General features: G+C 61.6%; 22 protein-coding genes. 13 read left to right on the plus strand and 9 right to left on the minus strand.

Features of this window, described 5'->3' with window-relative positions:
• The first annotated feature begins 103 nt into the window (after nucleotides 1-103).
• Nucleotides 104-973 carry an acyl-CoA thioesterase II gene (tesB, locus tag TU82_RS19950; RefSeq protein WP_057724941.1) on the plus strand — a complete coding sequence of 290 codons (870 nt, stop codon included), beginning with the start codon at nucleotides 104-106 and terminating at the stop codon, nucleotides 971-973.
• Nucleotides 970-1,557: an HAD family hydrolase gene (locus tag TU82_RS19955; RefSeq protein ID WP_057724942.1), complete on the plus strand. Its 588-nt coding sequence runs from the start codon at nucleotides 970-972 to the stop codon at nucleotides 1,555-1,557. The genes tesB and TU82_RS19955 overlap by 4 nt, the downstream gene beginning before the upstream one ends.
• 132 nt (nucleotides 1,558-1,689) lie before the next feature.
• On the opposite strand, the gene TU82_RS19960 is transcribed toward TU82_RS19955, so the two are convergent.
• The 3 genes from TU82_RS19960 to TU82_RS19970 are packed head-to-tail and all read right to left on the minus strand — an operon-like array spanning nucleotide 1,690 to nucleotide 4,027.
• On the minus strand, nucleotides 1,690-2,664 hold the full coding sequence (locus TU82_RS19960; RefSeq protein WP_057724943.1) for an alpha/beta hydrolase: 975 nt from the start codon (nucleotides 2,662-2,664) through the stop codon (nucleotides 1,690-1,692).
• The gene (ypfJ, locus tag TU82_RS19965) at nucleotides 2,665-3,558 is read right to left on the minus strand and encodes a KPN_02809 family neutral zinc metallopeptidase (RefSeq protein ID WP_057724944.1); all 894 of its coding nucleotides are present in this window, start codon (nucleotides 3,556-3,558) and stop codon (nucleotides 2,665-2,667) included.
• Nucleotides 3,559-3,613: 55 nt separating this feature from the next.
• On the minus strand, nucleotides 3,614-4,027 hold the full coding sequence (locus tag TU82_RS19970; RefSeq protein ID WP_057724945.1) for a lipoprotein: 414 nt from the start codon (nucleotides 4,025-4,027) through the stop codon (nucleotides 3,614-3,616).
• 185 nt (nucleotides 4,028-4,212) lie between these two features.
• On the opposite strand from TU82_RS19970, the gene TU82_RS19975 reads away from it, so the two are divergent.
• Complete coding sequence (locus tag TU82_RS19975; protein ID WP_057724946.1) at nucleotides 4,213-5,091, plus strand: DMT family transporter; 879 nt, start codon at nucleotides 4,213-4,215, stop codon at nucleotides 5,089-5,091.
• Between the two features lies 1 nt (nucleotide 5,092).
• Here the strand turns inward: TU82_RS19975 and TU82_RS19980 are convergent, their stop codons facing one another.
• Nucleotides 5,093-6,427: an MFS transporter gene (locus tag TU82_RS19980; RefSeq protein WP_057724947.1), complete on the minus strand. Its 1,335-nt coding sequence runs from the start codon at nucleotides 6,425-6,427 to the stop codon at nucleotides 5,093-5,095.
• 210 nt (nucleotides 6,428-6,637) lie between these two features.
• On the opposite strand from TU82_RS19980, the gene quiC reads away from it, so the two are divergent.
• Both quiC and TU82_RS19990 read left to right on the plus strand, forming a co-directional pair.
• The gene (gene quiC, locus TU82_RS19985) at nucleotides 6,638-8,539 is read left to right on the plus strand and encodes a 3-dehydroshikimate dehydratase QuiC (protein ID WP_057724948.1); all 1,902 of its coding nucleotides are present in this window, start codon (nucleotides 6,638-6,640) and stop codon (nucleotides 8,537-8,539) included.
• 75 nt (nucleotides 8,540-8,614) lie between these two features.
• A complete protein-coding gene (locus tag TU82_RS19990; protein ID WP_057724949.1) occupies nucleotides 8,615-9,280 on the plus strand; it encodes a TetR/AcrR family transcriptional regulator in 666 nt (221 codons plus the stop codon).
• 121 nt (nucleotides 9,281-9,401) lie between these two features.
• Here TU82_RS19990 and TU82_RS19995 read toward each other — a convergent pair whose 3' ends face one another.
• Together TU82_RS19995 and aroQ are read right to left on the minus strand one after the other, a co-directional pair.
• Entirely contained in the window at nucleotides 9,402-10,259 is an 858-nt protein-coding gene (locus TU82_RS19995) for a shikimate dehydrogenase (protein WP_162276165.1), read from the minus strand.
• A complete protein-coding gene (aroQ, locus tag TU82_RS20000) occupies nucleotides 10,256-10,702 on the minus strand; it encodes a type II 3-dehydroquinate dehydratase (protein WP_057724951.1) in 447 nt (148 codons plus the stop codon). The genes TU82_RS19995 and aroQ overlap by 4 nt, the downstream gene beginning before the upstream one ends.
• 332 nt (nucleotides 10,703-11,034) lie before the next feature.
• Here aroQ and TU82_RS20005 point away from each other — a divergent pair, with 332 nt between their 5' ends.
• Both TU82_RS20005 and TU82_RS20010 read left to right on the plus strand, forming a co-directional pair.
• Nucleotides 11,035-11,463 (plus strand): DUF4160 domain-containing protein, encoded by a 429-nt coding sequence (locus TU82_RS20005; RefSeq protein WP_057724952.1) that lies wholly within the window; start codon nucleotides 11,035-11,037, stop codon nucleotides 11,461-11,463.
• Nucleotides 11,460-11,924, plus strand: a complete 465-nt coding sequence (locus TU82_RS20010) for a DUF2442 domain-containing protein (protein ID WP_057724953.1) — start codon at nucleotides 11,460-11,462, stop codon at nucleotides 11,922-11,924. The genes TU82_RS20005 and TU82_RS20010 overlap by 4 nt, the downstream gene beginning before the upstream one ends.
• Nucleotides 11,925-12,038: 114 nt before the next feature.
• Here the strand turns inward: TU82_RS20010 and trmA are convergent, their stop codons facing one another.
• Together trmA and TU82_RS20020 are read right to left on the minus strand one after the other, a co-directional pair.
• On the minus strand, nucleotides 12,039-13,118 hold the full coding sequence (gene trmA, locus TU82_RS20015; RefSeq protein ID WP_057724954.1) for a tRNA (uridine(54)-C5)-methyltransferase TrmA: 1,080 nt from the start codon (nucleotides 13,116-13,118) through the stop codon (nucleotides 12,039-12,041).
• Nucleotides 13,115-14,410, minus strand: a complete 1,296-nt coding sequence (locus tag TU82_RS20020) for an NCS2 family permease (RefSeq protein ID WP_034117796.1) — start codon at nucleotides 14,408-14,410, stop codon at nucleotides 13,115-13,117. The genes trmA and TU82_RS20020 overlap by 4 nt, the downstream gene beginning before the upstream one ends.
• Nucleotides 14,411-14,598: 188 nt before the next feature.
• On the opposite strand from TU82_RS20020, the gene TU82_RS20025 reads away from it, so the two are divergent.
• The 4 genes from TU82_RS20025 to TU82_RS20040 all read left to right on the plus strand — a co-directional run bounded on the left by TU82_RS20025 (nucleotide 14,599) and on the right by TU82_RS20040 (nucleotide 18,833).
• Nucleotides 14,599-15,045 (plus strand): DUF4879 domain-containing protein, encoded by a 447-nt coding sequence (locus TU82_RS20025; RefSeq protein ID WP_057725057.1) that lies wholly within the window; start codon nucleotides 14,599-14,601, stop codon nucleotides 15,043-15,045.
• Between the two features lie 97 nt (nucleotides 15,046-15,142).
• Nucleotides 15,143-15,667: a (2Fe-2S)-binding protein gene (locus tag TU82_RS20030; RefSeq protein WP_057724955.1), complete on the plus strand. Its 525-nt coding sequence runs from the start codon at nucleotides 15,143-15,145 to the stop codon at nucleotides 15,665-15,667.
• Nucleotides 15,664-16,653, plus strand: a complete 990-nt coding sequence (locus TU82_RS20035) for an FAD binding domain-containing protein (protein WP_057724956.1) — start codon at nucleotides 15,664-15,666, stop codon at nucleotides 16,651-16,653. The genes TU82_RS20030 and TU82_RS20035 overlap by 4 nt, the downstream gene beginning before the upstream one ends.
• Nucleotides 16,650-18,833, plus strand: a complete 2,184-nt coding sequence (locus tag TU82_RS20040; RefSeq protein ID WP_057724957.1) for a xanthine dehydrogenase family protein molybdopterin-binding subunit — start codon at nucleotides 16,650-16,652, stop codon at nucleotides 18,831-18,833. Before TU82_RS20035 ends, TU82_RS20040 begins: the two co-directional genes overlap by 4 nt.
• Nucleotides 18,834-18,973: 140 nt before the next feature.
• Here TU82_RS20040 and TU82_RS20045 read toward each other — a convergent pair whose 3' ends face one another.
• Nucleotides 18,974-20,224 carry an MFS transporter gene (locus TU82_RS20045; protein WP_057724958.1) on the minus strand — a complete coding sequence of 417 codons (1,251 nt, stop codon included), beginning with the start codon at nucleotides 20,222-20,224 and terminating at the stop codon, nucleotides 18,974-18,976.
• A gap of 318 nt (nucleotides 20,225-20,542) precedes the next feature.
• Between TU82_RS20045 and TU82_RS20050 the strand changes: the two genes are divergently transcribed.
• Together TU82_RS20050 and cydB are read left to right on the plus strand one after the other, a co-directional pair.
• Entirely contained in the window at nucleotides 20,543-21,982 is a 1,440-nt protein-coding gene (locus TU82_RS20050; protein WP_057724959.1) for a cytochrome ubiquinol oxidase subunit I, read from the plus strand.
• A 1-nt stretch (nucleotide 21,983) separates the two neighbouring features.
• A complete protein-coding gene (cydB, locus tag TU82_RS20055) occupies nucleotides 21,984-22,991 on the plus strand; it encodes a cytochrome d ubiquinol oxidase subunit II (RefSeq protein WP_057724960.1) in 1,008 nt (335 codons plus the stop codon).
• Nucleotides 22,992-23,001: the final 10 nt, after the last annotated feature.

Below are 23,001 nucleotides of genomic sequence, written 5' to 3' on the forward strand. Positions count from 1 at the left end.
AAGTGCGCCGTGGAGTATCAGGAACCCCGCGTCACCATTAACGACCTTCGCGAGCAAGCTCGCTCCTACAGGTAGATACCGTTTTGCTTTGAGGAGAGTTTCAATGAGCCAAGTATTGGAAGATCTGGTGGACTTGCTGACCCTGGAGCCGATCGAGGAAAACCTCTTTCGCGGCCGCAGCCAGGACCTGGGTTTTCGCCAACTGTTCGGTGGCCAGGTGCTCGGCCAGTCGCTGTCGGCGGCCAGCCAGACTGTAGAAGAAGCGCGTCACGTGCATTCCCTGCACGGTTATTTCCTGCGCCCTGGTGACGCAGCGCTGCCGGTGGTGTATTCGGTGGACCGCGTGCGCGACGGCGGCAGTTTCAGTACGCGCCGCGTCACCGCGATCCAGAAGGGCCACCCGATTTTTACCTGCACGACTTCGTTCCAGTACGACGAAGAAGGCTTCGTGCACCAGACCACCATGCCCGTGGTGGTCGGTCCGGAGAACCTGCCGTCGGAGCTGGAACTGACCCAGCAGCGCGCGCACCTGATCCCCGAGCACATGCGCGACAAGCTGCTGTGCCCCAAGCCCATCGAAGTGCGCCCGGTCACCGAAAAAGACCCGTTCAACCCGCAGCCGTCCGACCCGGTCAAGTACGTGTGGTTTCGCGCCGATGGCGCCCTGGCCGATGCGCCGGCATTGCATAAGTACCTGCTGGCCTACGCCTCGGACTTCGGCCTGCTGACCACCTCGCTGCTGCCCCACGGCAAGACCGTGTGGCAGAAAGACATGCAGGTCGCCAGCCTCGACCACGCGCTGTGGTTTCACGCCGACCTGCGCGCCGATGACTGGTTGCTGTATGCCATGGACAGCCCCTGGGCCGGCAATTCCCGTGGGTTTTCCCGTGGCAGCGTGTACAACCGCGCCGGGCAACTGGTGGCCTCGGTGACCCAGGAAGGCTTGATCCGCCATCGCAAGGACTGGGCATGAGCCTGGCCGACGTCCGGCATTGGGTGTTTGACATGGACGGCACCCTCACGGTGGCGGTGCATGACTTTGCAGCCATCCGCATGGCGCTGGAAATTCCCGCCGAAGACGACATCCTCACGCACCTTGCCGCGTTGCCGGCGGATATCGCGGCGGCCAAACATGCCTGGCTGCTGGAGCATGAGCGCGAGCTGGCGCTGGGCTCGGTGGCCGCCGAGGGCGCGGTGGAACTGGTGCGTGAGCTGGCCGCACGCGGTTATCGCCTGGGGATTCTGACCCGCAATGCGCGGGAGCTGGCCCATATCACCCTGGAGGCGATTGGCCTGGCGGACTGCTTTGCCCTTGAGGACGTGCTGGGACGTGATGATGCGCCGCACAAGCCTGACCCGGGTGGGTTGCTGAAACTGGCGGCGGCCTGGGACGTGGCACCCGGCGAGATGGTGATGGTGGGGGATTATCGTTTTGACCTGGACTGTGGCCGGGCAGCGGGGACCAGGACCGTGTTGGTGAACCTGCCGGAAAACCCGTGGCCAGAGTTGGCGGATTGGCATGCCGAGGACTGTGCAGCGCTGCGCCGAATGATTTAACCCAGGCAATAAAGATCAAATGTGGGAGGGGGCTTGCCCCCGATTGCAGTGTGTCAGCCAGTAATTATTTAGCTGACACACCGCCATCGGGGGCAAGCCCCCTCCCACATTTTGATTGGGTTTCTTCAATGATTATTGTGGAAACAATACCTTTTGCCCCTGCGGCGACGTAAACATCCTGTCCCCGTCATGCCCAACCCCCGGCACTTCCACCAGCCTGTGACCCAGCTGCGGATGCCGCTGCTTGAGGTAGTCGAAATAGTTGTGCCCGCGAATCAGCCGATACGCGCCTTGGGTTTCGGCTTCGCAGCTTTTATCCAGCGCAGGATGGTTGGGATCGGTGTCCTGCTGGCCCAGCAGATAGGTGATGTCGCGTGACACATAGGCTTGCTCCAGTTGCTGGGCGCCTTGATCACCGACGTAATCCGGCAGGTGTTGCATGCCATATTTCCAGTCGTTGAAGCCTGGGCAACTGGCCGTATCGAACGGCACCGGCCGCTGCGGGCTGAAGTAGGCGTAGGACGATGGGTTGGCGACCACGTACCGCAGGCTGATGCCTTCGGTTTGCAGCAACGGATGGTCGTGGCCGGTAAGGGCGAAGCGTTGTACCACCTGGCCACCACCGGAATGCCCGGCGATGACGATTTCTTTCAGCGCCGGGAACAGTGTGCGGTTGCCCAAGTGCTTGATGATCTGGTCGAGGGCAGCGTAGGAACTGAGGTGGCCGGGGCCTGTGGAGGGTTCGCCGGCCATCCAGTCGTTACCCTTCCAACGCAATACCTGATCGTCCAAGTGGTTACGCTTCAGATCCGCTTGATTGAGAAACTGCGGCGCGATCACCAGCGTGTTGCCGCCAACCCCGGCATGGTTGGCGGCGTCGATGCCGCTTTGCAGGTAGGTCTGTGCATTGCGCAGGCGGCCATGCACGATGATCAGCGCACGAGTGACCTTGGGCAACGGCTGGCGCCAATCCTGGCTCAAGCCGAGGCTGAGGTCGCCGGCCTCCAGATGAAAACGATCGGGGCTGACCACCTTGACGCCGTGTTCGGTCGCCAGGGTGCAACAGGACACCAACACACCCAGCAGTAACCCCAATCGTTTATTCATTTAGAGACTCTTGGCATTAAAGGTATCGCACTGGGATATCTGCCCCTGGGCGAAGCCGGTCTTGAACCAGCGCACGCGCTGGGCCGAGGTGCCGTGGGTAAACGAGTCCGGCACGACGCGCCCCTGGCCCTGTTGCTGCAGGCGGTCATCGCCAATGGCGTTGGCGGCGTTCAGGGCTTCTTCGATATCGCCGGGCTCCAGCCAGTTCAGGCGTTTTTGTGCGCGGTTGGCCCACACGCCGGCAAAGCAGTCGGCCTGCAGTTCCTGGCGTACCAGCAGGCCACCGTCGCCTTCCATGGGGCGACCTTGCTGGCGCGCGGCCTGGATCTTCGACGAGATACCGAGCAGGGTTTGCACGTGATGCCCGACTTCGTGGGCGATCACATACGCCTGGGCGAAATCGCCGGCGGCCTGGAAGCGTTGCGACATTTCCCGGAAGAAATCCAGGTCCAGGTATACCTGCTGATCCGCCGGGCAATAGAACGGGCCGCTGGCCGAAGTGGCGCCACCGCAGGCGGAGTTCACCCGGCCACGGAACAGGATCAGTTTGGGGTTCTTGTAGGCCAGGCCGTTTTCCTGGAAGACCTGGCCCCAGGTGTCTTCGGTGTCGCCCAGCACGGCGCGCACGAAGTCGGCCTGCTCATCATTGGCCGGTGGCGCTTGGCGCGACTGTGGCTGCGAGCTGACCGACGGCGCCTGCTCCATCTGGCCGGTCAACTGGCCGAGGATCTGCATCGGGTCCTGGCCGGTGAGCCAGCCGATGCCGACGATCAGCACGATGGCGGTCAGGCTCAGGCCCTTGCCGCCACCGAAGCGCATACCACCGCCACCGCCGCCGCTGTCATCGCGGGCATCGACCACGTTGTCGCTGCGTCGGCCTTTTTTCCATAGCATGGGGCAATCCTCTTGTTAACGGTCCGGCAAAAATATGAAAGGAGTATGGTCGTAATCAGCGGCAATAGCCTTCGCCGGGGGCGACAATCAGGCAGTCTTTTTTATCCGCCAGCCACTTCAGGCCAGTGGCTGCTCCGTCCCCGGCGCGCAGCACTTGGGGGCCGTCCGGACGGGTGAAGGCGATGCCGTCATCGGTTGCCTGGCCCTTGAACGTGCCGGAAGCATCCGCATCCAGGCCATATTGCATGGTCAGAAGGTAATGACCGCGGCCGATGCTGTCGTCCTTGGCGATGTTCAGGTTCAAGCCTTCGACGCCGATCCACTTGCCGACCCATTTATCGGTAGGAGGGGTCTCGGGCACCAGGGTCGCCTGTACGGAGGCGGGCGCAGGCTTCGGGGCTTCTTTTGGGGTCTTGTCGCAGGCAGAAAGCAGAGCCAGAGCAGACAGGGCAAACAGGATTTTTTTCATAGCGGCAGGGCCTTGATTAAAAAGTGTGCAACGCCGGGGCATGCGTGCAGGGTTGGACTCAAATCTGCTGATTTAGTGCGCTGTTCGCCCGGTGTTTGGTTATGCTCTTGGGGCAGGTGCATGGTCGGCTGCTAGATTACTGGGTTGAGTGCAATCGCGTTCCCCTCGCCACACAAGAGAATTCAATGACTGTCAGTACCCCGCTTTCCGGCGTCAACCATCCGTTCAAAGGCATCCTGCTGATTGTGCTGGCAACATTCCTGTTCTCCAGCCACGACGCCTTGTCCAAATACCTGGCCGGGTTCTACCCGATCGTGATGGTGGTATGGGCGCGGTACATGGTGCACACCTTGCTGATGGCGGGGATCTTCCTGCCCCAATCGGGCCTGCGCGTGCTGCGCAGCAAACGGCCGGGCATGCAGGTAGTGCGGGCGTTGTGCCTGTTGGGCACCAGCCTGTTCTTCACCACGGCGCTGCATTACATCCCGTTGGCCGAAGCCACGGCGGTGAACTTTCTCGCACCGATCCTGGTGACGGCGCTGTCGGTGCCCTTGCTTGGCGAGCACGTCACACGTGGCCAATGGCTGGCGGTGATCTGCGGGTTTGTCGGCGTGGTGATCATCATCCATCCGGGCGGTGAGCTGTTCACACCGGCGGTGCTGTTGCCGCTGTGCTCGGCGCTGTTCTTCTGTTTCTACCAATTGCTCACGCGCATTCTCAGCCAATACGACAGTCCCACCACCAGCAATTTTTTCGCCGGCCTGTGCAACACCTTGGTGATGAGTGCGATGGTGCCGTTCTTCTGGCAGGTGCCCACCCTGTGGCACGGCGCAATGATGCTGGCGCTGGGCACCTGCGGGATGACCGCACATTTGATGCTCACCCAGGCGTTCCGCTTCGCGGCGCCGGCCTTGCTGGCGCCGTTCGGCTATTGCCAGATCGTGTTTGCGGGGTTGTTGGGCTGGCTGGTGTTCAGCCATACCCCCGACATGACCACGGTGGTCGGCATCGGAGTGATCTGCATGAGCGGGTTGGCCGCTGCCTGGCAGCAGCGGCGTCGGTAAATTAAACGTCTACCGTAGGAATCTTGCGCGGCGCCATGAAGTACATCCACACCAGTGCGATGAAATACATCGCCGGAATCAGGGTGAACAACAGTGTGTAGTTGTTGTGGGTCACGGTGAGGATGTGGCCGACGATCTGGGTCATGAACATGCCGCCGATGGCCGCGCACATGCCGCCGAAACCGAACACCGTGCTCATCATGTGTTTGGGCGTGTAGTCCATCACCAGGCTCCAGATGTTGGCGGTCCAGGCCTGGTGCGCGCCGATGGCCAGTGAGATGGCGAACACCGCGACCCACAACTGGCTGGAGCCGGCCGCCATGATCACGCCGACGATGCAGCAGGCAAACAACAGCATCGACAGCAGTCGCGCCTTGATCGAGTTCATCCCGCGCCCGATCAGGAACGAGGACAGGATGCCGCCGCCCACACTGCCGAAGTCGGCGGTCAGGTAGATGATGATCAGCGGAATGCCCATCTGCGTGACGTTGATGCCCAGGTTGTATTGCTGGTTCAGGAACGGCGGCAGCCAATACAGGTAGAACCAGAACACCGGGGCGGTCAGCGAGTAGGCCAGGGCGAAGGCCCAGGTGCCGCGCATGCGCAGGATACGGCTGAACGGCACGCGGGGTTGTTCCGGCTCGACTTCCTGTTGCACGTAGTCCAATTCGGATTGTTTAACGCTGGGGTGGTCTTCCGGGTTGTAGTACTTCAAGCCCCAAAGCACCAGCCAGATACCACCGAGCGCCGACATGCACAGAAACGCCGCCTGCCAGCCCCACACGTGCAGGATCAACGGCAGCAGCATGGGCGTCATCATGGCGCCGACGTTGGTGCCGGCGTTGAAAATCCCTGTCGCCACTGCGCGCTCGCCGGCGGGGAACCAAAGGCGCGTGGTCTTCACACAGGCAGGGTAGTTGGCCGCTTCAGTCAGCCCGAGGATGAACCGGCACACCATGAAGCCGACCGCCGACGTGGCCAGGCCGTGGGCACCGGTGGCCAGGCTCCACAACAGTACCGCGCAGAAAAACACGCGCTTGACGCCCACCCGGTCTATCAAGCGGCCCTGCAGCACAAAGCCGATGGCATAGCCGACCTGGAACCAGAAGTTGATGTTGGCGTAGTCCATCGCCGTCCAGCTCATTTCCTTGGCCAGAATCGGTTGCATCACACCCAGGGCGGCGCGGTCGATGTAGTTGAGGGTGGTGGCGAAGAACACCAGGGCCAGCATGCCCCAGCGGGTTTTACCCACGGCCAGGGCGCCGCGGATCTTGTCGCCGATGCCGGCGTGCGGGGTGCCGGGGCGCGTGGCCAGGGCGGGATTTTGCAGAGGCATGAGGTCGTACCCGTTTTTGAAATTTTTATGGTGAGATCTGGGTCTTGGTGCAGGGTCGATGGTGCGCAGTGGTTAAAAAGTCGTCAATTCGCCAAAGGGGCATAGTGTTCGATAATCGCACTAAAAACTAACCGGTTCGTACATTTTAATTGCCGCGTGTAGGCTGGGGGCGAATAATTTGCCACAAACAACAATTGCCGGGAGTGACCCATGCAACGTTCCATCGCTACCGTGTCGTTGAGCGGCACCCTGCCGGAAAAGCTCGAAGCCATCGCCGCCGCCGGGTTTGATGGCGTTGAGATTTTCGAGAACGACCTGTTGTATTACGACGGCAGCCCGCGCGAAGTTAAACAAATGTGCGCCGACCTCGGTATCGCCATCACCCTGTTCCAGCCGTTCCGCGACTTTGAGGGCTGCCGCCGCGACCGTCTGGCGCGCAACCTGGAACGCGCCGAGCGCAAGTTCGATTTGATGCAGGAGCTGGGCACCGACCTGGTACTGGTGTGCAGCAACGCTTCGGCCGACTGCGTGGGCGATGAACGCATCCTGCTCGATGACCTCGGCCTGCTGGCCGAACACGCCGGCCGCCGTGGCTTGAGAATCGGCTACGAAGCGCTGGCCTGGGGCAAGCATGTAAACACCTGGCAACAGGTGTGGAACCTGGTGCGCCAGGTGGACCACCCGAGCCTGGGCGTATTGCTCGACAGTTTCCACACCTTGTCCCTCAAGGGCGATCCGAGTGCCATTGCCGAAATCCCGGGCGACAAAATTTTCTTCGTCCAAATGGCCGACGCGCCGATCCTGGCCATGGATGTGCTCGAATGGAGCCGGCACTTCCGCTGCTTTCCCGGCCAGGGCGAATTCGATCTGGCAGGCTTTCTTGCGCCGATAATCCAGAGCGGCTACACCGGACCTTTGTCCCTGGAAATTTTCAACGACGGCTTTCGCGCCGCACCGACGCGGGCCAATGCGGCGGACGGTTTGCGCTCGTTGCTGTATCTGGAAGAGAAAACCCGTCAGCGCCTGGCCGTGCAGCAACCGGTCGCGCCTGTGGATAGCCTCTTCGAAACCCCGGCGGCCAGTGAATACGATGGCATCGAATTCCTCGAGTTTGCCGTGGATGAGAGCCTCGGCGCCAAGCTCACCCATTGGTTGGAACGCCTGGGCTTCACCAAGGCCGGCCAGCATCGCTCCAAGCATGTAAGCCTGCTGCGCCAGGGCGATATCAACCTGATCCTCAATTGCGAGCCCTATTCCTTCGCCCACAACTTTTTCGAGGCCCACGGGCCGTCGTTGTGCGCCATGGCGATGCGGGTCAAGGACAGCGCCAGGGCCTTGGAGCGAGCGGTGGCCTACAAGGGCCAGCCCTATCGCGGCCTGGTGGGGCCCAACGAACTGGAACTGGCCGCCGTGCGTGCGCCGGATGGCAGCCTGATCTACTTGGTGGACCAAAGCGAAGGCGGGCTCTACGACACCGATTTCAACCTGCAACCGGCGGCTGCCAGCAGTGGCGGCTTGCTGCGCATCGACCATATGGCCATGGCCCTGCCGGCCGACAGCCTCGACAGCTGGGTGCTGTTCTACAAGAGCCTGCTGGATTTCGAGGCCGACGACGAAGTGGTGCTGCCCGACCCCTACGGCCTGGTCAAAAGCCGCGCATTGCGCAGCCGCTGCAGTTCGATTCGCCTGCCGCTGAATATTTCCGAGAACCGTAATACGGCAATTTCCCACGCGTTATCGAGTTATCGCGGCTCTGGCGTGCACCACATTGCCTTCGATTGCGCGGATATTTTCGCCGAAGTGCGCCGGGCCAAGGAGGCTGGCGTGCCGCTGTTGGACATCCCGCTCAATTACTACGACGACCTGGCCGCGCGCTTTGATTTCGACGATGAGTTTCTCAGCGAACTGGCGTACTACAACGTGCTGTACGACCGCGACGCCCAGGGCGGCGAGCTGTTTCATGTCTACACCGAAGCCTTCGAGGGCCGGTTTTTCTTTGAGATCATCCAGCGCAAGAACGGCTATGCCGGCTACGGCGCGGCCAACGTGGCGGTGCGTCTGGCGGCGATGGCCAAGTCGCGCAGCGGTGCGGTGCGCCAGGCCCGTTTATAACGGCAGTTGGGGTGCTTCCTTCGGGGAGCGCCTCGGCCCATAATCGGGCCTGCATAAAAACGCCGTGAGCGCACCATGACCCTGATTCCCGATCTCTCTGCCGTGTCAGACGCACCGCGCAAGAGTCGCAAGAACAATCCGGAAAAGACCCGCGAGAATATTCTCCAGGAAGCCATTGTCGAGTTCGTTCAGCAGGGCCTGTCCGGTGCCCGCGTGGACGCCATCGCCGAGCGCATCCACACCTCCAAGCGCATGATCTATTACTACTTCGGCAGCAAGGAGCAGCTCTACGTCGAGGTGTTGGAGAAGCTCTACGGGGATATTCGCAACACCGAAACCCGCATGAACCTCACGGCCCTGGAACCGCGCGAAGCGATCCGCCGGCTGGTGGAGTTCACCTTCGACCACCATGACCAGAACGTGGATTTCGTGCGCATTGTCAGCATCGAAAATATCCACAACGCCGAGTATGTAAAACGCACCAGTACGATCAAGGACATGAACAGCAAAATCCTCGAGGGGCTCGGTGAGACCCTGCGTCGAGGCGCTGAGATGGGCCTGTTTCGTGAAGGGCTGGAGCCGCTGGATGTGCACTTGTTGATCAACTCGTTCAGTTTTTACCGTGTATCCAACCGCCATACCTTCAGTGAGATTTTTCAGATCGAACTGTCGGATGAGGCGATCAAGCAGCGGCATCGCGAGATGATCTGCGAGTCGGTGTTGCGCTACCTGCAGGCTTGAATTCACCGGGGGACCAATGTGGGAGGGGGCTTGCCCCCGATAGCGGTGTATCAGTCAACACATGCCTGACTGACAGACTGCAATCGGGGGCAAGCCCCCTCCCACATTTTTGCACCGGTTTTTACAGTGAGGTGTTCATGCTCTGGAAGTGCGCCAGCATCCGGTCTGCATCCGCCGCCTCGCCACTGAACAACTCAAACGCCTTCACCGCCTGAAACACCGCCATATTGCCGCCATCCAGAGTACGGCAACCCAGGGCGCGGGCGTCGCGCAGCAATTGGGTTTCCAACGGGAAATACACGATTTCCGCCACCCACAGCCCGGCGTGCAATAACGCGGCGGGCACCGGTGTGCCGGGCAGCTTGGCCATGCCCATCGGGGTCGTATTGACCAGACCCTGCGCTTCGGCCATGGCGTTGGCCAAGTGGCCGCCGACCTGGGCACGACCGACGCCAAAATGCTGGGCGAGGTTATCCACAAGCTCGCGCGCGCGGGTGATGTCCACATCGAAAATATTCAACTGTTCAACACCCTCGGCCAGCAGCGCATGCGCCACTGCCGCGCCCGCACCGCCGGCGCCCATCTGCACCACGCGCTGGCGTGGCACATCGTTGAAATTGCGTCGAAAACCTTCGCCGAACCCGAGGCAATCGGTGTTATGGCCGATGCGCTTGCCATCCTTGAACACCACGGTGTTGACCGCGCCAATGCCCTTGGCCTCGTCGGACAATTCATCCAGCAGCGGCAGGATCGCCTGCTTGCACGGGTAAGTAATGTTCAAACCGGTGAAGTGCATCTGTTCGGCGGCCCGCAGCAGATCGGGCAGGGCATGGCTGTCCAGGCGCAGCGCCTCCAGGTCGATCAGGCGATACAGGTAGCGCAGTCCCTGGGCGTCACCCTCCTGTTCATGCAGGGCTGGCGTGCGGGAGGCCTGGATGCCGGCGCCGATCAGGCCGGCGAGAACGCGGGGTTTCATCAGGCGCATCCTTTCAACGAGTGGCTGAAATGCTCCAGGGCCAAGTGATAGCCATGGCTGCCAAACCCGGCCAATACCGCCTTGGCAATCGGCGAAACAAAGGAGTGATGACGAAACGCCTCACGGGCATGCACGTTGGATAAATGCACTTCGATCACCGGCACTTCACTGGCCACCAGCGCATCGCGGATTGCCACCGAGGTGTGGGTCCAGGCCGCCGGGTTGATCACGATTCCGGCGCAACGGGCGCGGGCGGTGTGAATCCAGTCGAGCAGTTCGCCTTCGTGGTTGGTCTGGCGAAACTCGATGCTCAGCCCGAGCTTTTCGGCGCTGCGGCCACACAGGGCGGCGATGTCGGCCAGGGTTTCATGGCCGTAGGTGGCGGGCTCGCGGGTACCGAGCAGGTTGAGATTGGGGCCGTTGAGCACCAGCACGATAGGCGGCATAGAGGGGTCTCCACAGTTTTTATTGGTTGTGGAGATAAAATGTACTGAATGGTTAATTTGGTCAAACGAAGTTGCTGGAGTTGTTCGATTATCGAACCGTTAATCATCAAGGCAGCTTCAGTCAATGTGTTACGCCGGATTGCTGAGGGAACACGTTCTGCGGGCGTGGCCCAAGTATCCCCAACCCGTTGGCATGAGTGGTTACAACCCGGTATTCGCCGGTTTGTTCGTCGTTACTAATCTCTGACGCAGCTTCGTGAGCATGAAGCCGGTTGTCGGGTGACACGGGAAAATTGTTACCTGGCGGAAAATAACCTAACGGATGGGTTACGATGAGAGTAGGTGCTTACAAGGGATATGTAATTTCAGTATTTCTCAGGGATGAGCATTGCCCGCCCCATGTGCATGTCAGGGGCAAGGAGTGGGATGCGCGTTTCCGTTTCAGTTTCTTGGATGGGGACGTTGAATTATGGGATGTGGAGCCTGAACGGAGGCAGCCACCCCTGTCGGTTCTGAAGGAGATACGCGGGGCCATCATGCAACGGCATTACTTGGCGCGGGCACGCAGGATTTGGTGGGAAAAACTGCAGACGGTTTGCCTGGAGAATCATTCCTGGAATTGGGACGCTGGTGAGTTGGTTCCAGGGTTGGTCATTCGACAAGGTGTCTACGTCATCTCAAGCGCCAGGCACGACGTCGTAGAGCAACGGACTATTTTGAATCTGGTAAGAGCGCCAGATTGCGTGGGGATTAATTTATGAAAATCATAAAAGCCAAAGTCACACCTTGTGTACCTCTCACTGATGCCGACGTTGACAAGGCAATCGCTCGAGGACGCAGGTTGAAACGCCTGTACGCCAACGCCAGCAATGTGCGTTATGAAAACGACTGCCTCTCCATTGGCTTCAGCGATGGGAGCCGCGTCATGTTGCCGGTGGCTGGCCTGCCGGAGTTCGAAGGGTTTTCAGAGAAAGATTTCCAGCAGTTGGAAGTGACTTTCGGTGGCAAGGCGATTAGCTGTGAGGCTCAGGACTTGGATGTTTCGATCACCGGCCTGATCGCTACAAGCCAACCTCTGATGGACCTGGCTACCAGCCTGGTGGCATCGCGCAACGGCCGCAAAAGCAGCGCGGCCAAATCCGCCGCCGCTCGTGCCAATGGCAAGAAGGGTGGCCGGCCACGCAAGGAAGTACCGCAGCCCCCAGAGACCACAGACACTTGAATAAACTGTAGGAGCGAGCTTGCTCGCGAAAAACCCACAGGCACCGCGTTCATCCAGGAAGCACGCGTTATCGTTGACGTTTTTCGCGAGCAAGCTCGCTCCTACTCTGCAGGTTTATCGGCGGGTCAGCAACACACCCGATTCCATATGATGCGTCCACGGAAACTGATCAAACATCGCACATTGAGTAATGCGATGCGTGTCATGCAACTGCGCGATGTTCGCCGCCAACGTCTCCGGGTTGCAGGAGATATACAGGATGTTGTCGAAGCGCCGGGTCAGTTCGCAGGTGTCCGGGTCCATGCCGGCGCGGGGTGGGTCGACGAATACGCTGCCGAATTCGTAGCTTTTCAGGTCGATGCCGTGCAGGCGACGGAACGGTCGCACTTCATTCAGCGCCTCGGTGAGCTCTTCGGCGGAAAGGCGCACCAGGGTGACGTTATCCACGGCATTTTCATCGAGGTTGCTCAGGGCCGCATTCACTGACGTCTTGCTGATTTCGGTGGCCAGCACCTTACGCACGCGGGTCGCCAGCGGCAGGGTGAAGTTGCCGTTGCCGCAGTACAGCTCCAGCAAGTCATCCGAGCGATCGCCCAGGGCGTCGTACGCCCAGTTGAGCATCTTCCGGTTTACCGTGCCGTTGGGCTGGGTGAAGGCGCCTTCGGGTTGGCGGTAGCTGAACGTGCGGCCACCGACCTCGAGTTTCTCCACCACGTAGTCGTGGCCGATCACATCGCGCTTGCCCTTGGAGCGGCCGATGATGCTCACGTCCAGCTCAGCCGCCAACTGGTTGGCGGCGGCGTGCCAGTGTTCATCCAGCGGGCGGTGATAGCACAGGGTGATCATCGCGTCGCCGGCCAGGGTGGTCAGGAACTCCACCTGGAACAGCTTGTGGCTCAGGGCGGCGCTGGCTTGCCAGGCGGCCTTGAGCTGCGGCATCAATTGGTTGATGCGCTGGCTGGCGATGGGAAATTCTTCAATGAGGATCGGTGTGCGCTTGTCGTCCTGGGCGAACATGGCGTAGTGGCGATCCCCGCCTTCGCGCCACAGGCGAAACTCGGCGCGCAGGCGGAAGTGCTGCAACGGCGAATCGAAGACCTGCGGCTCGGGCGCGTCGAAGGGTTCCAGCAGGTCACGCAAACGCGTGACCTTGTCTTGCAGTTGAGCGGTGTAGTGTGCGGCGTCGAAAGTCATGCGTTGAACCAGCCCAGCTTGATCACGAACAGAATCGACAGAATCACCAGTGCCGGGTTCAGCTCACGGTAGCGGCCCGAAAGCAGCTTGATGGCGGTCCAGGCGATGAAACCGAAGGCGATGCCGTTGGCGATGGAGTAAGTGAAGGGCATCGCCAGGGCGGTGATCACCACCGGCGCTGCCACGGTAATGTCATCCCAGTCGATTTCAGCCAGGCCGGACGTCATCAACACCGCCACGAACAGCAGCGCCGGTGCGGTGGCGAAGGCCGGTACGCTGGCCGCCAGGGGCGAGAAGAACAGTGCCAGCAGGAACAGGATCGCGACCACGATGGCGGTCAAGCCGGTGCGGCCACCGGCGCTCACGCCGGCGGCGGATTCGATGTAGCTGGTGGTGGTCGAGGTACCCAGCAGCGAGCCGGCCATGGCCGCCGTACTGTCGGCGATCAGCGCACGGCCCATTTTCGGCATATGCCCGTCCTTGCCCATCAGGCCGGCGCGCTTGGCAACGCCGATCAGGGTGCCGGAGTTGTCGAACAGGTCAACGAACAGGAACGCAAAGATCACGCTGACCAGACCGATATCCAGCGCGCCTTTGATATCCAGCTGCAGGAAGGTCGGCGCCAGGGACGGTGGCATGGAGGTCACGCCGCCAAACGGGGTGACGCCGAGCAGGATCGAGACAATGGTCACCGCCAGGATGCCGATCAACACCGCGCCGCGCACCGCCAGGGCTTCCAGTGCGACGATCAGCACGAAGCCCAGGGTGGCCAGGATCGGCGCCGGTTGTTTCAGGTCGCCCAGGCCCACCAGGGTGGCCGGGTTGGCGACCACGATACCGGCGTTGTGCAGAGCGATCAGTGCCAGGAACAGGCCGATACCGGCGGCAATTGCCGAGCGCAGGGGCAGGGGAATGCTGTTGATGATCCACTCACGGATTCGGAAGATCGACAGCAGGAAGAACAGCACCGCCGAAATGAACACCGCACCCAGCGCAACCTGCCAGGTGTGGCCCATGTGCAGCACCACGGTGTAGGTAAAGAAGGCATTGAGGCCCATGCCCGGCGCCAGCGCGATCGGGTAGTTGGCGATCAGGCCCATCACGGTGGAGCCGATGGCCGCCGCCAGGCAGGTCGCGACAAACACTGCGCCCTTGTCCATGCCGGTTTCGCCGAGGATGCTCGGGTTCACGAACAGGATGTAGGCCATGGCCAGGAACGTGGTGATACCCGCAAGAATCTCGGTGCGCACGTTGGTGTTGTGGGCTTTGAGTTGAAACAGCTTTTCCAGCATGCCGGCTCCCTGTGACGCTATCTTGCGTCGTGATTTGTTGACCTCTAAGTCAAAGCACAAACTGCGCCAAGCGCCTGTGGTTTCAGAGAGGATCGGAAAAAGCGGCGCATCATACCAGCAGCCGAGGCTGTGTGGCGCATGGCCTTGAGGCATACTGCGCCGACGTTCAACAGCAGGTCATCGACAGCATGAAAAAAGCCAACGTGTGGAGTCTAGCGCTGATCCCTTGTCTAGGCCTGTGGTTCGGCGCGGCACCGGCGTGGGGCGCGACTGCACCGGCCTTGAGCGAGGTGCGCGTGTTCAAGGTCGAGTCAGGGACGTGCACGGAAACCATCCCGGAGCGCGTCACCCTTACTCAGATGTGTACACATCGCGGGCCAACCAAGGTTTCGGTGATGGAAGTGGGCCTGGGTAACAACCCGGTCGGGCGCTTCAACGGTTCGGTGCTCAGCGGCCAGCGCACGGCGGTGTGCCAGGTCGGCAACATCAGCCAGGCCTGCAATGGTGCGGGCACATTGATGGGCTACATCTATGTGTTCGACCTGAATGTCGAGGGGCCAGGGGGCTTCGTCTACAGCAATACCTCGATCAACCCTCCGCAAAATACATTGACCACCACACTCAATATCCACTGATCAATCATCTTGAACGCTCAAAACCCCGGGAAGTCGTACCCCTTAAGACGGCGATTTTCCTGAACGCCGCGGATGTACACCAACCCGTGAGGTGTTTATGAGCGCAACCCCCAATGGCGCGGCGGCCCAGCCGTACGTTGCCCACCCGATACGCTTGACCGTCAATGGCCAGGATCGCCAATTGAGTGTGCTGCCCTGGACCACCTTGCTGGACCTGCTGCGCGAGCAACTGGACCTGGTCGGCAGCAAAAAGGGCTGCGACCACGGCCAGTGCGGTGCCTGCACCGTCTTGCGTGACGGCAAACGCGTAAACGCCTGCCTGACCCTGGCCGTGATGTGCGACGGCGCCGAACTGACCACCATCGAAGGCCTTGCCGACGGCGACCAATTGCATCCTATGCAGCAAGCCTTTATCAAGCACGACGCCTTCCAGTGCGGCTACTGCACCCCCGGCCAGATCTGCTCGGCGGTCGGCCTGGCCAACGAAGGCCGCGCCCACGACAGTGCGCAGATCCAGGAGCTGATGAGCGGCAACCTGTGCCGCTGCGGCGCCTACAGCAATATCCGCGACGCCATCGAAGAAGCGCTGCCGGCGTGCGGCAACCGCGGAGGTGAGCAATGAATCCCTTCCATTACAGCAAACCGGCGGATGTGCACGAGGCGGTGCACCTGAGCAGTGCGACGTCACGCTTCATTGCCGGCGGCACCAACCTGCTGGACTTGATGAAAGAGAACATCAGCCGCCCCGAACACCTGATCGATATCACCGGACTGCCGCTGCAGGCCATTGAAGAAACCGCCGAGGGCGGCTTGCGCATTGGTGCGCTGGTGAGCAATGCCGACCTGGCCTGGCACCCGCTGATCGAACAGCGTTATCCGTTGCTGTCACAAGCCATCCTGGCCGGGGCCTCGCCGCAACTGCGCAACATGGCCAGTACCGGTGGCAACCTGCTGCAACGCACCCGTTGCTACTATTTCTATGACGCTACGGTGCCGTGCAACAAGCGTGAGCCCGGCAGCGGCTGCCCGGCGCGTACCGGCCTGAATCGCATCCACGCGATCCTCGGCGCCAGCGAGCAGTGCGTCGCCACCCACCCTTCGGACATGTGCGTGGCCCTGGCAGCGCTGGAGGCGCGGGTGCATGTGCAAGGGCGCGGCGGCGCGCGGGTCATCGAGTTTGCCGACTTCCACCGGCTGCCGGGTGATGCGCCGCAACGCGACAACCAATTGGCCGACGACGAACTGATCACCGCGGTGGAATTGCCTGCCGATAACCTGGCCCGCCACAGCCACTACCTGAAGGTCCGCGACCGCGCGTCCTATGCGTTCGCGCTGGTGTCGGTTGCCGCCGCCCTGGAGCTGGACGGCGACGAGATCATCGACGCCCGCCTGGCCCTCGGCGGTGTGGCCCACAAACCCTGGCGCGACCGCGCGGTGGAAGCCTCGCTGATCGGTCGCACCGTCAGCCGCGAAACTTTCAGTAACGCCGCCGATGCCCTGCTGCAAGATGCCGAGCCGCTGCAACACAACGGTTTCAAGATCAAGCTGGCGCGCCGCGCAATCATTCGAGCACTGAGCGACGCTGCGGTCGCAGGAGAACAGCCATGAGCGCCATCGGCAAACCCCTGGACCGTGTCGACGGTCTGCTCAAGGTCACAGGCCAGGCGCGCTACGCCGGCGAATTTCCCGAGGACGGCCTGCTGCATGGCAGTGTGGTATCGAGCACCATCGCCAAAGGCCGGGTCATCCGGATCGATGCCTCCAGGGCCCTGGCCTTGCCGGGCGTGGTGGCGGTGATTGATCACCTCAATCGCCCGAAAATCGCCAGCTACGACGATGCCTTCGCCGATGCGGATGCCGCCGACGGCTCGCCCTTTCGCCCGCTGTATAACGACCGCGTGCTCTACAGCGGTCAGCCGCTGGCGCTGGTGATCGCCGATAACCTGGAACTGGCGCGGCATGCCGGCTCGCTGGTGGAGATTGAATACGCGCGCGAAGACTTCGAAACGGACCTGGTCACGCAGCGGGAGTCGGCCCACCCTTCGCCGCAGACGCCGCCCGGCCCGCGTGGCAACTTCCAGGCCGAATGGGCCGGCGCCGCCATCAGCCTCGATCTGCACTACAGCACGCCCATCGAACACCATAACCCGATGGAACCCCACGCCAGCACCGTGCTGTACCAGCCGGACGGCACCTTGCATATCCACGACAAGACCCAGGGCCCGCAGAACTGCCAGGCCTATGTGCAAAAGGTGTTCGGCCTGGATAAAAGCCAGGTGCGCATCTTTGCCGCGTTTGTCGGCGGTGCCTTTGGTTCGGGCCTGCGCCCGCAGTACCAATTGCCGCTGGCGGTGATGGCGTCGCTGGCACTCAAGCGTTCGGTACGCGTCACCCTGACCCGGCAACAGATGTTCACCTTCGGCTACCGTCCGCGCACCTTACAGCGCCTGCAGATGGGCGCCGCCGCCAACGGGCGCCTGCTGGCACTGGGGCATACCGCGATCGGCCAGACGTCACGCTTCGAGGACTTCAGCGAACACGTGGTGGAATGGAGTGGCATGCTCTACCACTGCGATAACGTGCAATTGACCTACAAACTGGTGCCGCTGGACGTCTTCACCCCACTGGACATGCGTGCCCCCGGTGCTGCCCTGGGCGTGATCGGCCTGGAATGCGCGATGGACGAACTGGCCTGTGCCCTGGCTATCGACCCGGTGCAACTGCGCCTTATCAATTACGCCGAGCGCAACCAGAACGAGGACAAGCCCTGGTCGAGCAAGGCCCTGCGCGAGTGTTACAGCGAAGGCGCCGAGCGTTTCGGCTGGAGCCAGCGCAACCCCGAACCGCGCAGCATGCGCGACGGCCGCCAGTTGATCGGCTGGGGCATGGCCGGCGGGGTGTGGGAAGCCATGCAGATGAAAGCCAGCGCCAGGGCGCGCATCGACAGTGACGGCAAACTCACCGTCAGCAGCGCCACCACCGATATCGGCACCGGCACCTACACCGTGATGACCCAGATCGCGGCCCAGGCCAGCGGTGTGGCGATGGCCGATGTCAGCTTTCTGTTGGGCGATTCGTCCTTGCCCACGGCGCCCTTGCAGGGTGGCTCGTTTACCGTGTCTTCCGTCGGCACCGCCGTCCAGCAGGCCTGCGAAGCCCTCAATGCCAAGCTGTTGCAAACCGCCCGGCAGGTTTACCCGGTGTTCAAGGACGCCGAGTCCGTGCGCTTCGAAGACGGCCAGTTGCATACCGGTGACGTGAGCGTGTCGTTGGCCCAGTTGGTCAAAGACAGCGGTGAAAACGCGCTGGAGGTGAAGGTAGACAGCGAGCCCGACAAGAAGCGCGAGGGCTATGCCAGCGCCACCCATTCGGCGGTGTTCGTCGAAGTGCGCGTGGACGAGGACCTTGGCACCATCAAGGTCAGCCGCGTGGTCAGCGCCATTGCAGCCGGGCGCGTGGTCAACCCGAAAATGGCGCGCAGCCAGATCCTCGGCGGGGTGGTGTGGGGCATTGGCATGGCGCTGCATGAAGAGACTCAGATCGACCACCAGTTGGGGCGCTACATGAACCACAGCCTGGCCGAATACCACATCCCGGTGAACGCCGATATCGGCGAGATTGATGTGCTGTTTGTCGAAGAGCACGACGAGATCGTCAATGCCCTGGGGTCCAAGGGCGTGGGGGAGATCGGCATCGTCGGGGTGGCGGCGGCGGTGGCGAATGCGATCTATCACGCCACCGGCAAACGGGTTCGGGAGTTTCCGATTACCCTGGACAAGGTGCTCTGACGCGGTCTGGCAAACACTGAAGACCTGAATGTGGGAGGGGGCTTGCCCCCGATGACGGCTTATCAGTCGACTCTGATGTGGCTGATCTACCGCTATCGGGGGCAAGCCCCCTCCCACATTGACCTTATTGCCATATCGGGTCAGGCGGTGGTTTTCGAGGCAGTTTCTTCCACCGGCACATGCATACGATCGCGATTGGCCAGGGTCGGGAACAGCTTGATCCACACCCCGGTCACCACCAGCGTCCCAATCCCGCCCATGACCACCGCCGGCACCGTGCCGAACCAGTGCGCGGTGATGCCCGACTCGAACTCACCCAATTGATTGGATGCACCAATAAACAAGCCGTTGACCGCACTTACCCGGCCGCGCATCTCATCCGGTGTTTCCAGCTGCACGAACGAAGCCCGGATCACCATGCTGATCATATCCGCCGCGCCCAGCACCACCAGCACTGCCAGGGAGAACCAGAACGAGGTCGACAGCCCGAACGCGATGGTCGCCACGCCGAACACACCGACCGCCGTGAACATCACGCGACCGACTTTGCGGTCCACTGAAAAACGCGCCAGCCACAGTGACATCAGCAACGCCCCCACCGCCGGTGCCGAGCGCAACAGGCCCAGGCCCCAGGGACCGGTCAACAGGATGTCCTTGGCGAACACCGGCAATAACGCGGTGGCGCCGCCCAGCAGCACGGCGAACAGGTCCAGGGAGATGGCGCCGAGGATGTCCGGCCGGCTGCGGATAAAGCGAATCCCGGCCAGCAAGGAGTCGAGGGTGGCCTTGCCTTTGTTCAGCGGCGTCTGGCGGGCGGGCAGGTTGAGGGTCAGCCCGCAGGCGATCAGGTACAGCACCACGGTCGGGCCGTACACCCAGACGCTGCCGAACGCATAGAGCAGACCGCCGAGGGCCGGGGCGACGATGGTCGCCAATTGCTGGGCCGATTGCGACGACGCCACGGCCCGTGGGAACAGCGCGCTGGGCACGATACTGGGCAGCAGTGCCTGGGTGGTGGGCATTTCGAATGAACGCGCGGCGCCCAGCACGAAGGCCAGAATGAAGATCATCTCGCGGGTCACGTTGCCGGTCAGCCCGCCGATGGCCAGGGACAGGGCAATCAGCGCCTGTACGGTCTGGCAGATGGCGGCGACCTTGCGCCGCTCATAGCGATCGGCCACATGCCCGGTGTGCAGCATGAACAGCACGCGCGGTACGAACTCCACCAGGCCGACCAAGCCCAGGTCCAACACATTGCCGGTCAGTTGGTAGAGGTTCCAGCCGATGGCCACGGTCAACATCTGGAAGCCGCTGGCGGTAAAGATCCGCGCCAGCCAGAACGCGATGAAAGGACGGTGATGACGTAACAGCAACGCAGGTTCGCTAGGCATTGGGCGTACAGGTCAGGGCCGAAGGGAACGGCGAGATTAGCATCATGTTGTAACAAAGAGTTGCAATAACCCGGGTGAGGCAAGCTGTCACGCGGCAAAAGACCACACAACTGCCCATCGAAAATGGGACTACTCTTTCAACGATGCTTGATCCAGATCAACACCCGCTCCGGGATTGCTCTGGCGGCCCAAAGGCCAGATTCCCTGCGTGACGGGTAAAAAAAGAAACGAATTGAAATTCGCCACACTCCATATCCGTGGGGGCAGTGGGTGCAGGCTCCGAGCCCGCAGCCGGTATTACCTGACAGAGGAAGACTTATGTTCGGTTTGGAGGCGCTAGATCTCGCCCGAATTCAATTTGCGTTCACCATCTCGTTTCACATCCTGTTCCCGGCGATCACCATCGGCCTGGCCAGTTACCTCGCGGTACTGGAGGGCTTGTGGCTCAAGACCCGCAACGACACCTACCGTGACCTCTACCATTTCTGGTCGAAGATCTTTGCCGTCAACTTCGGCATGGGCGTGGTCTCGGGCCTGGTCATGGCTTACCAGTTCGGCACCAACTGGAGCCGTTTTTCGGACTTCGCCGGCGCCGTCACCGGGCCGCTGCTGACGTACGAAGTGCTCACCGCCTTCTTCCTCGAGGCTGGCTTCCTGGGGGTGATGCTGTTCGGCTGGAACAAGGTGGGGCGCAACCTGCACTTCTTCTCCACCGTGATGGTGGCGGTCGGTACGCTGATTTCGACGTTCTGGATCCTCTCCTCTAACAGTTGGATGCAGACGCCCCAAGGCTTTGAAATCGTCGATGGGCGGGTGATTCCGACCGATTGGTTCGCCGTGGTCTTCAACCCTTCATTCCCTTACCGCCTGGCGCATATGGCCACTGCCGCTTTCGTGGCCACGGCGTTCTTCGTCGGCTCGTCGGCGGCCTGGCACCTGCTGCGCGGCAAGGACAACCCGGCGATCCGCAAAATGCTCTCGATGGCGATGTGGATGGCCCTGATCGTTGCGCCTATCCAGGCGGTGATCGGCGACTTCCACGGCCTCAACACCTTGAAGCACCAACCGGCCAAAATCGCCGCGATTGAAGGTCATTGGGAAAATATCGGCAACGAACCCACGCCGCTGATCCTGTTCGGCTGGCCGGACATGAAAGCCGAGAAGACCAAGTACGCGGTGGAAATTCCCTACCTGGGCAGCCTGATCCTGACCCACTCGCTGGATCAGCAGGTGCCGGCGCTCAAGGAATTCCCGCCTGAAGACCGGCCTAATTCGACCGTGGTGTTCTGGTCGTTCCGGGTCATGGTCGGCCTGGGTTTCCTGATGATCTTCACGGGGCTGTTCAGCCTGTGGCTGCGCCGTGGCGACAAGATGTACACGTCCAGGCCGTTCCTGTACCTGGCGTTGTGGATGGGCCCGTCCGGTCTGATCGCGATTCTCGCGGGCTGGTTCACCACCGAAATCGGTCGTCAGCCGTGGGTGGTCTACGGGTTGATGCGCACGGCGGATGCGTCTTCCGGGCATAGCCTGGCGCAGATGACCATCACCCTGGTGCTGTTCGTGGTGGTGTACTTCGCGCTGTTCGGCGCGGGCCTGGGTTACATGATGCGCCTGGTGCGCAAAGGGCCTGTGGTTTACGAGGTCACGGAGCCGACCCAGGGTGGTCCTGGCCAGAAGCGCACACCGGCGCGTCCGTTGTCCGCTGCCGATGATGGCAGCGACAACGACCACGACGACATCCAGCACAAGGGGCATTGAGATGGGCATTGATCTTCCGCTGATCTGGGCCGTGATCATCATCTTCGGCATCATGATGTACGTGGTGATGGACGGCTTCGACCTGGGCATCGGCATCCTGTTTCCGTTCGTACCGGGCAAGACCGATCGCGACGTCATGATGAACACCGTGGCGCCGGTGTGGGACGGCAATGAAACCTGGCTGGTATTGGGCGGCGCGGGCTTGTTCGGTGCGTTTCCGCTGGCCTATTCGGTGGTGTTGTCGGCGTTGTACCTGCCGCTGATCCTGATGTTGATCGGGCTGATCTTTCGTGGCGTGGCCTTCGAGTTCCGCTTCAAGGCCAAGGACCACAAGCGTCACCTGTGGGACAAGGCGTTTATCGGCGGCTCGCTCACGGCGACGTTCTTCCAGGGCGTGGCGCTGGGGGCGTTCATCGATGGGATTCCGGTGGTGAACCGGCAGTTCGCCGGCGGTTCGCTGGACTGGCTGACCCCGTTCACGATGTTCTGTGGCGTGGCGCTGATCGTGGCGTATGCCTTGCTTGGCTGCACCTGGCTGATCATGAAGACCGAAGGCAAGTTGCAGGAACAGATGCACAATCTGGCGCGCCCGCTGGCGTTCGTGGTGTTGGCGGTGATCGGTATCGTCAGCCTCTGGACGCCGCTGACCCACGCGGAAATCGCCTCGCGCTGGTTCACCCTGCCCAATCTGTTCTGGTTCCTGCCCGTGCCGCTGCTGGTGCTGGTGACGATGTACGGGTTGTTCCGCGCCGTGGCACGCCGTGCGCATTACACGCCATTTTTGCTGACGCTGGTATTGATCTTCCTGGGCTACAGCGGCCTGGGGATCAGCCTGTGGCCTAACATCATTCCACCGTCGGTCTCGATCTGGGACGCCGCCGCGCCGCCGCAAAGCCAGGGCTTCATGCTGGTGGGCACCTTGTTCATCATCCCGTTCATCCTGGGCTATACCTTCTGGAGCTACTACGTGTTCCGCGGCAAGGTTACCCACGAAGACGGTTATCACTAGGAGGGTCGCA

Source organism: Pseudomonas orientalis (assembly GCF_001439815.1).
Classification (GTDB): Bacteria; Pseudomonadota; Gammaproteobacteria; order Pseudomonadales; family Pseudomonadaceae; genus Aquipseudomonas; species Aquipseudomonas orientalis.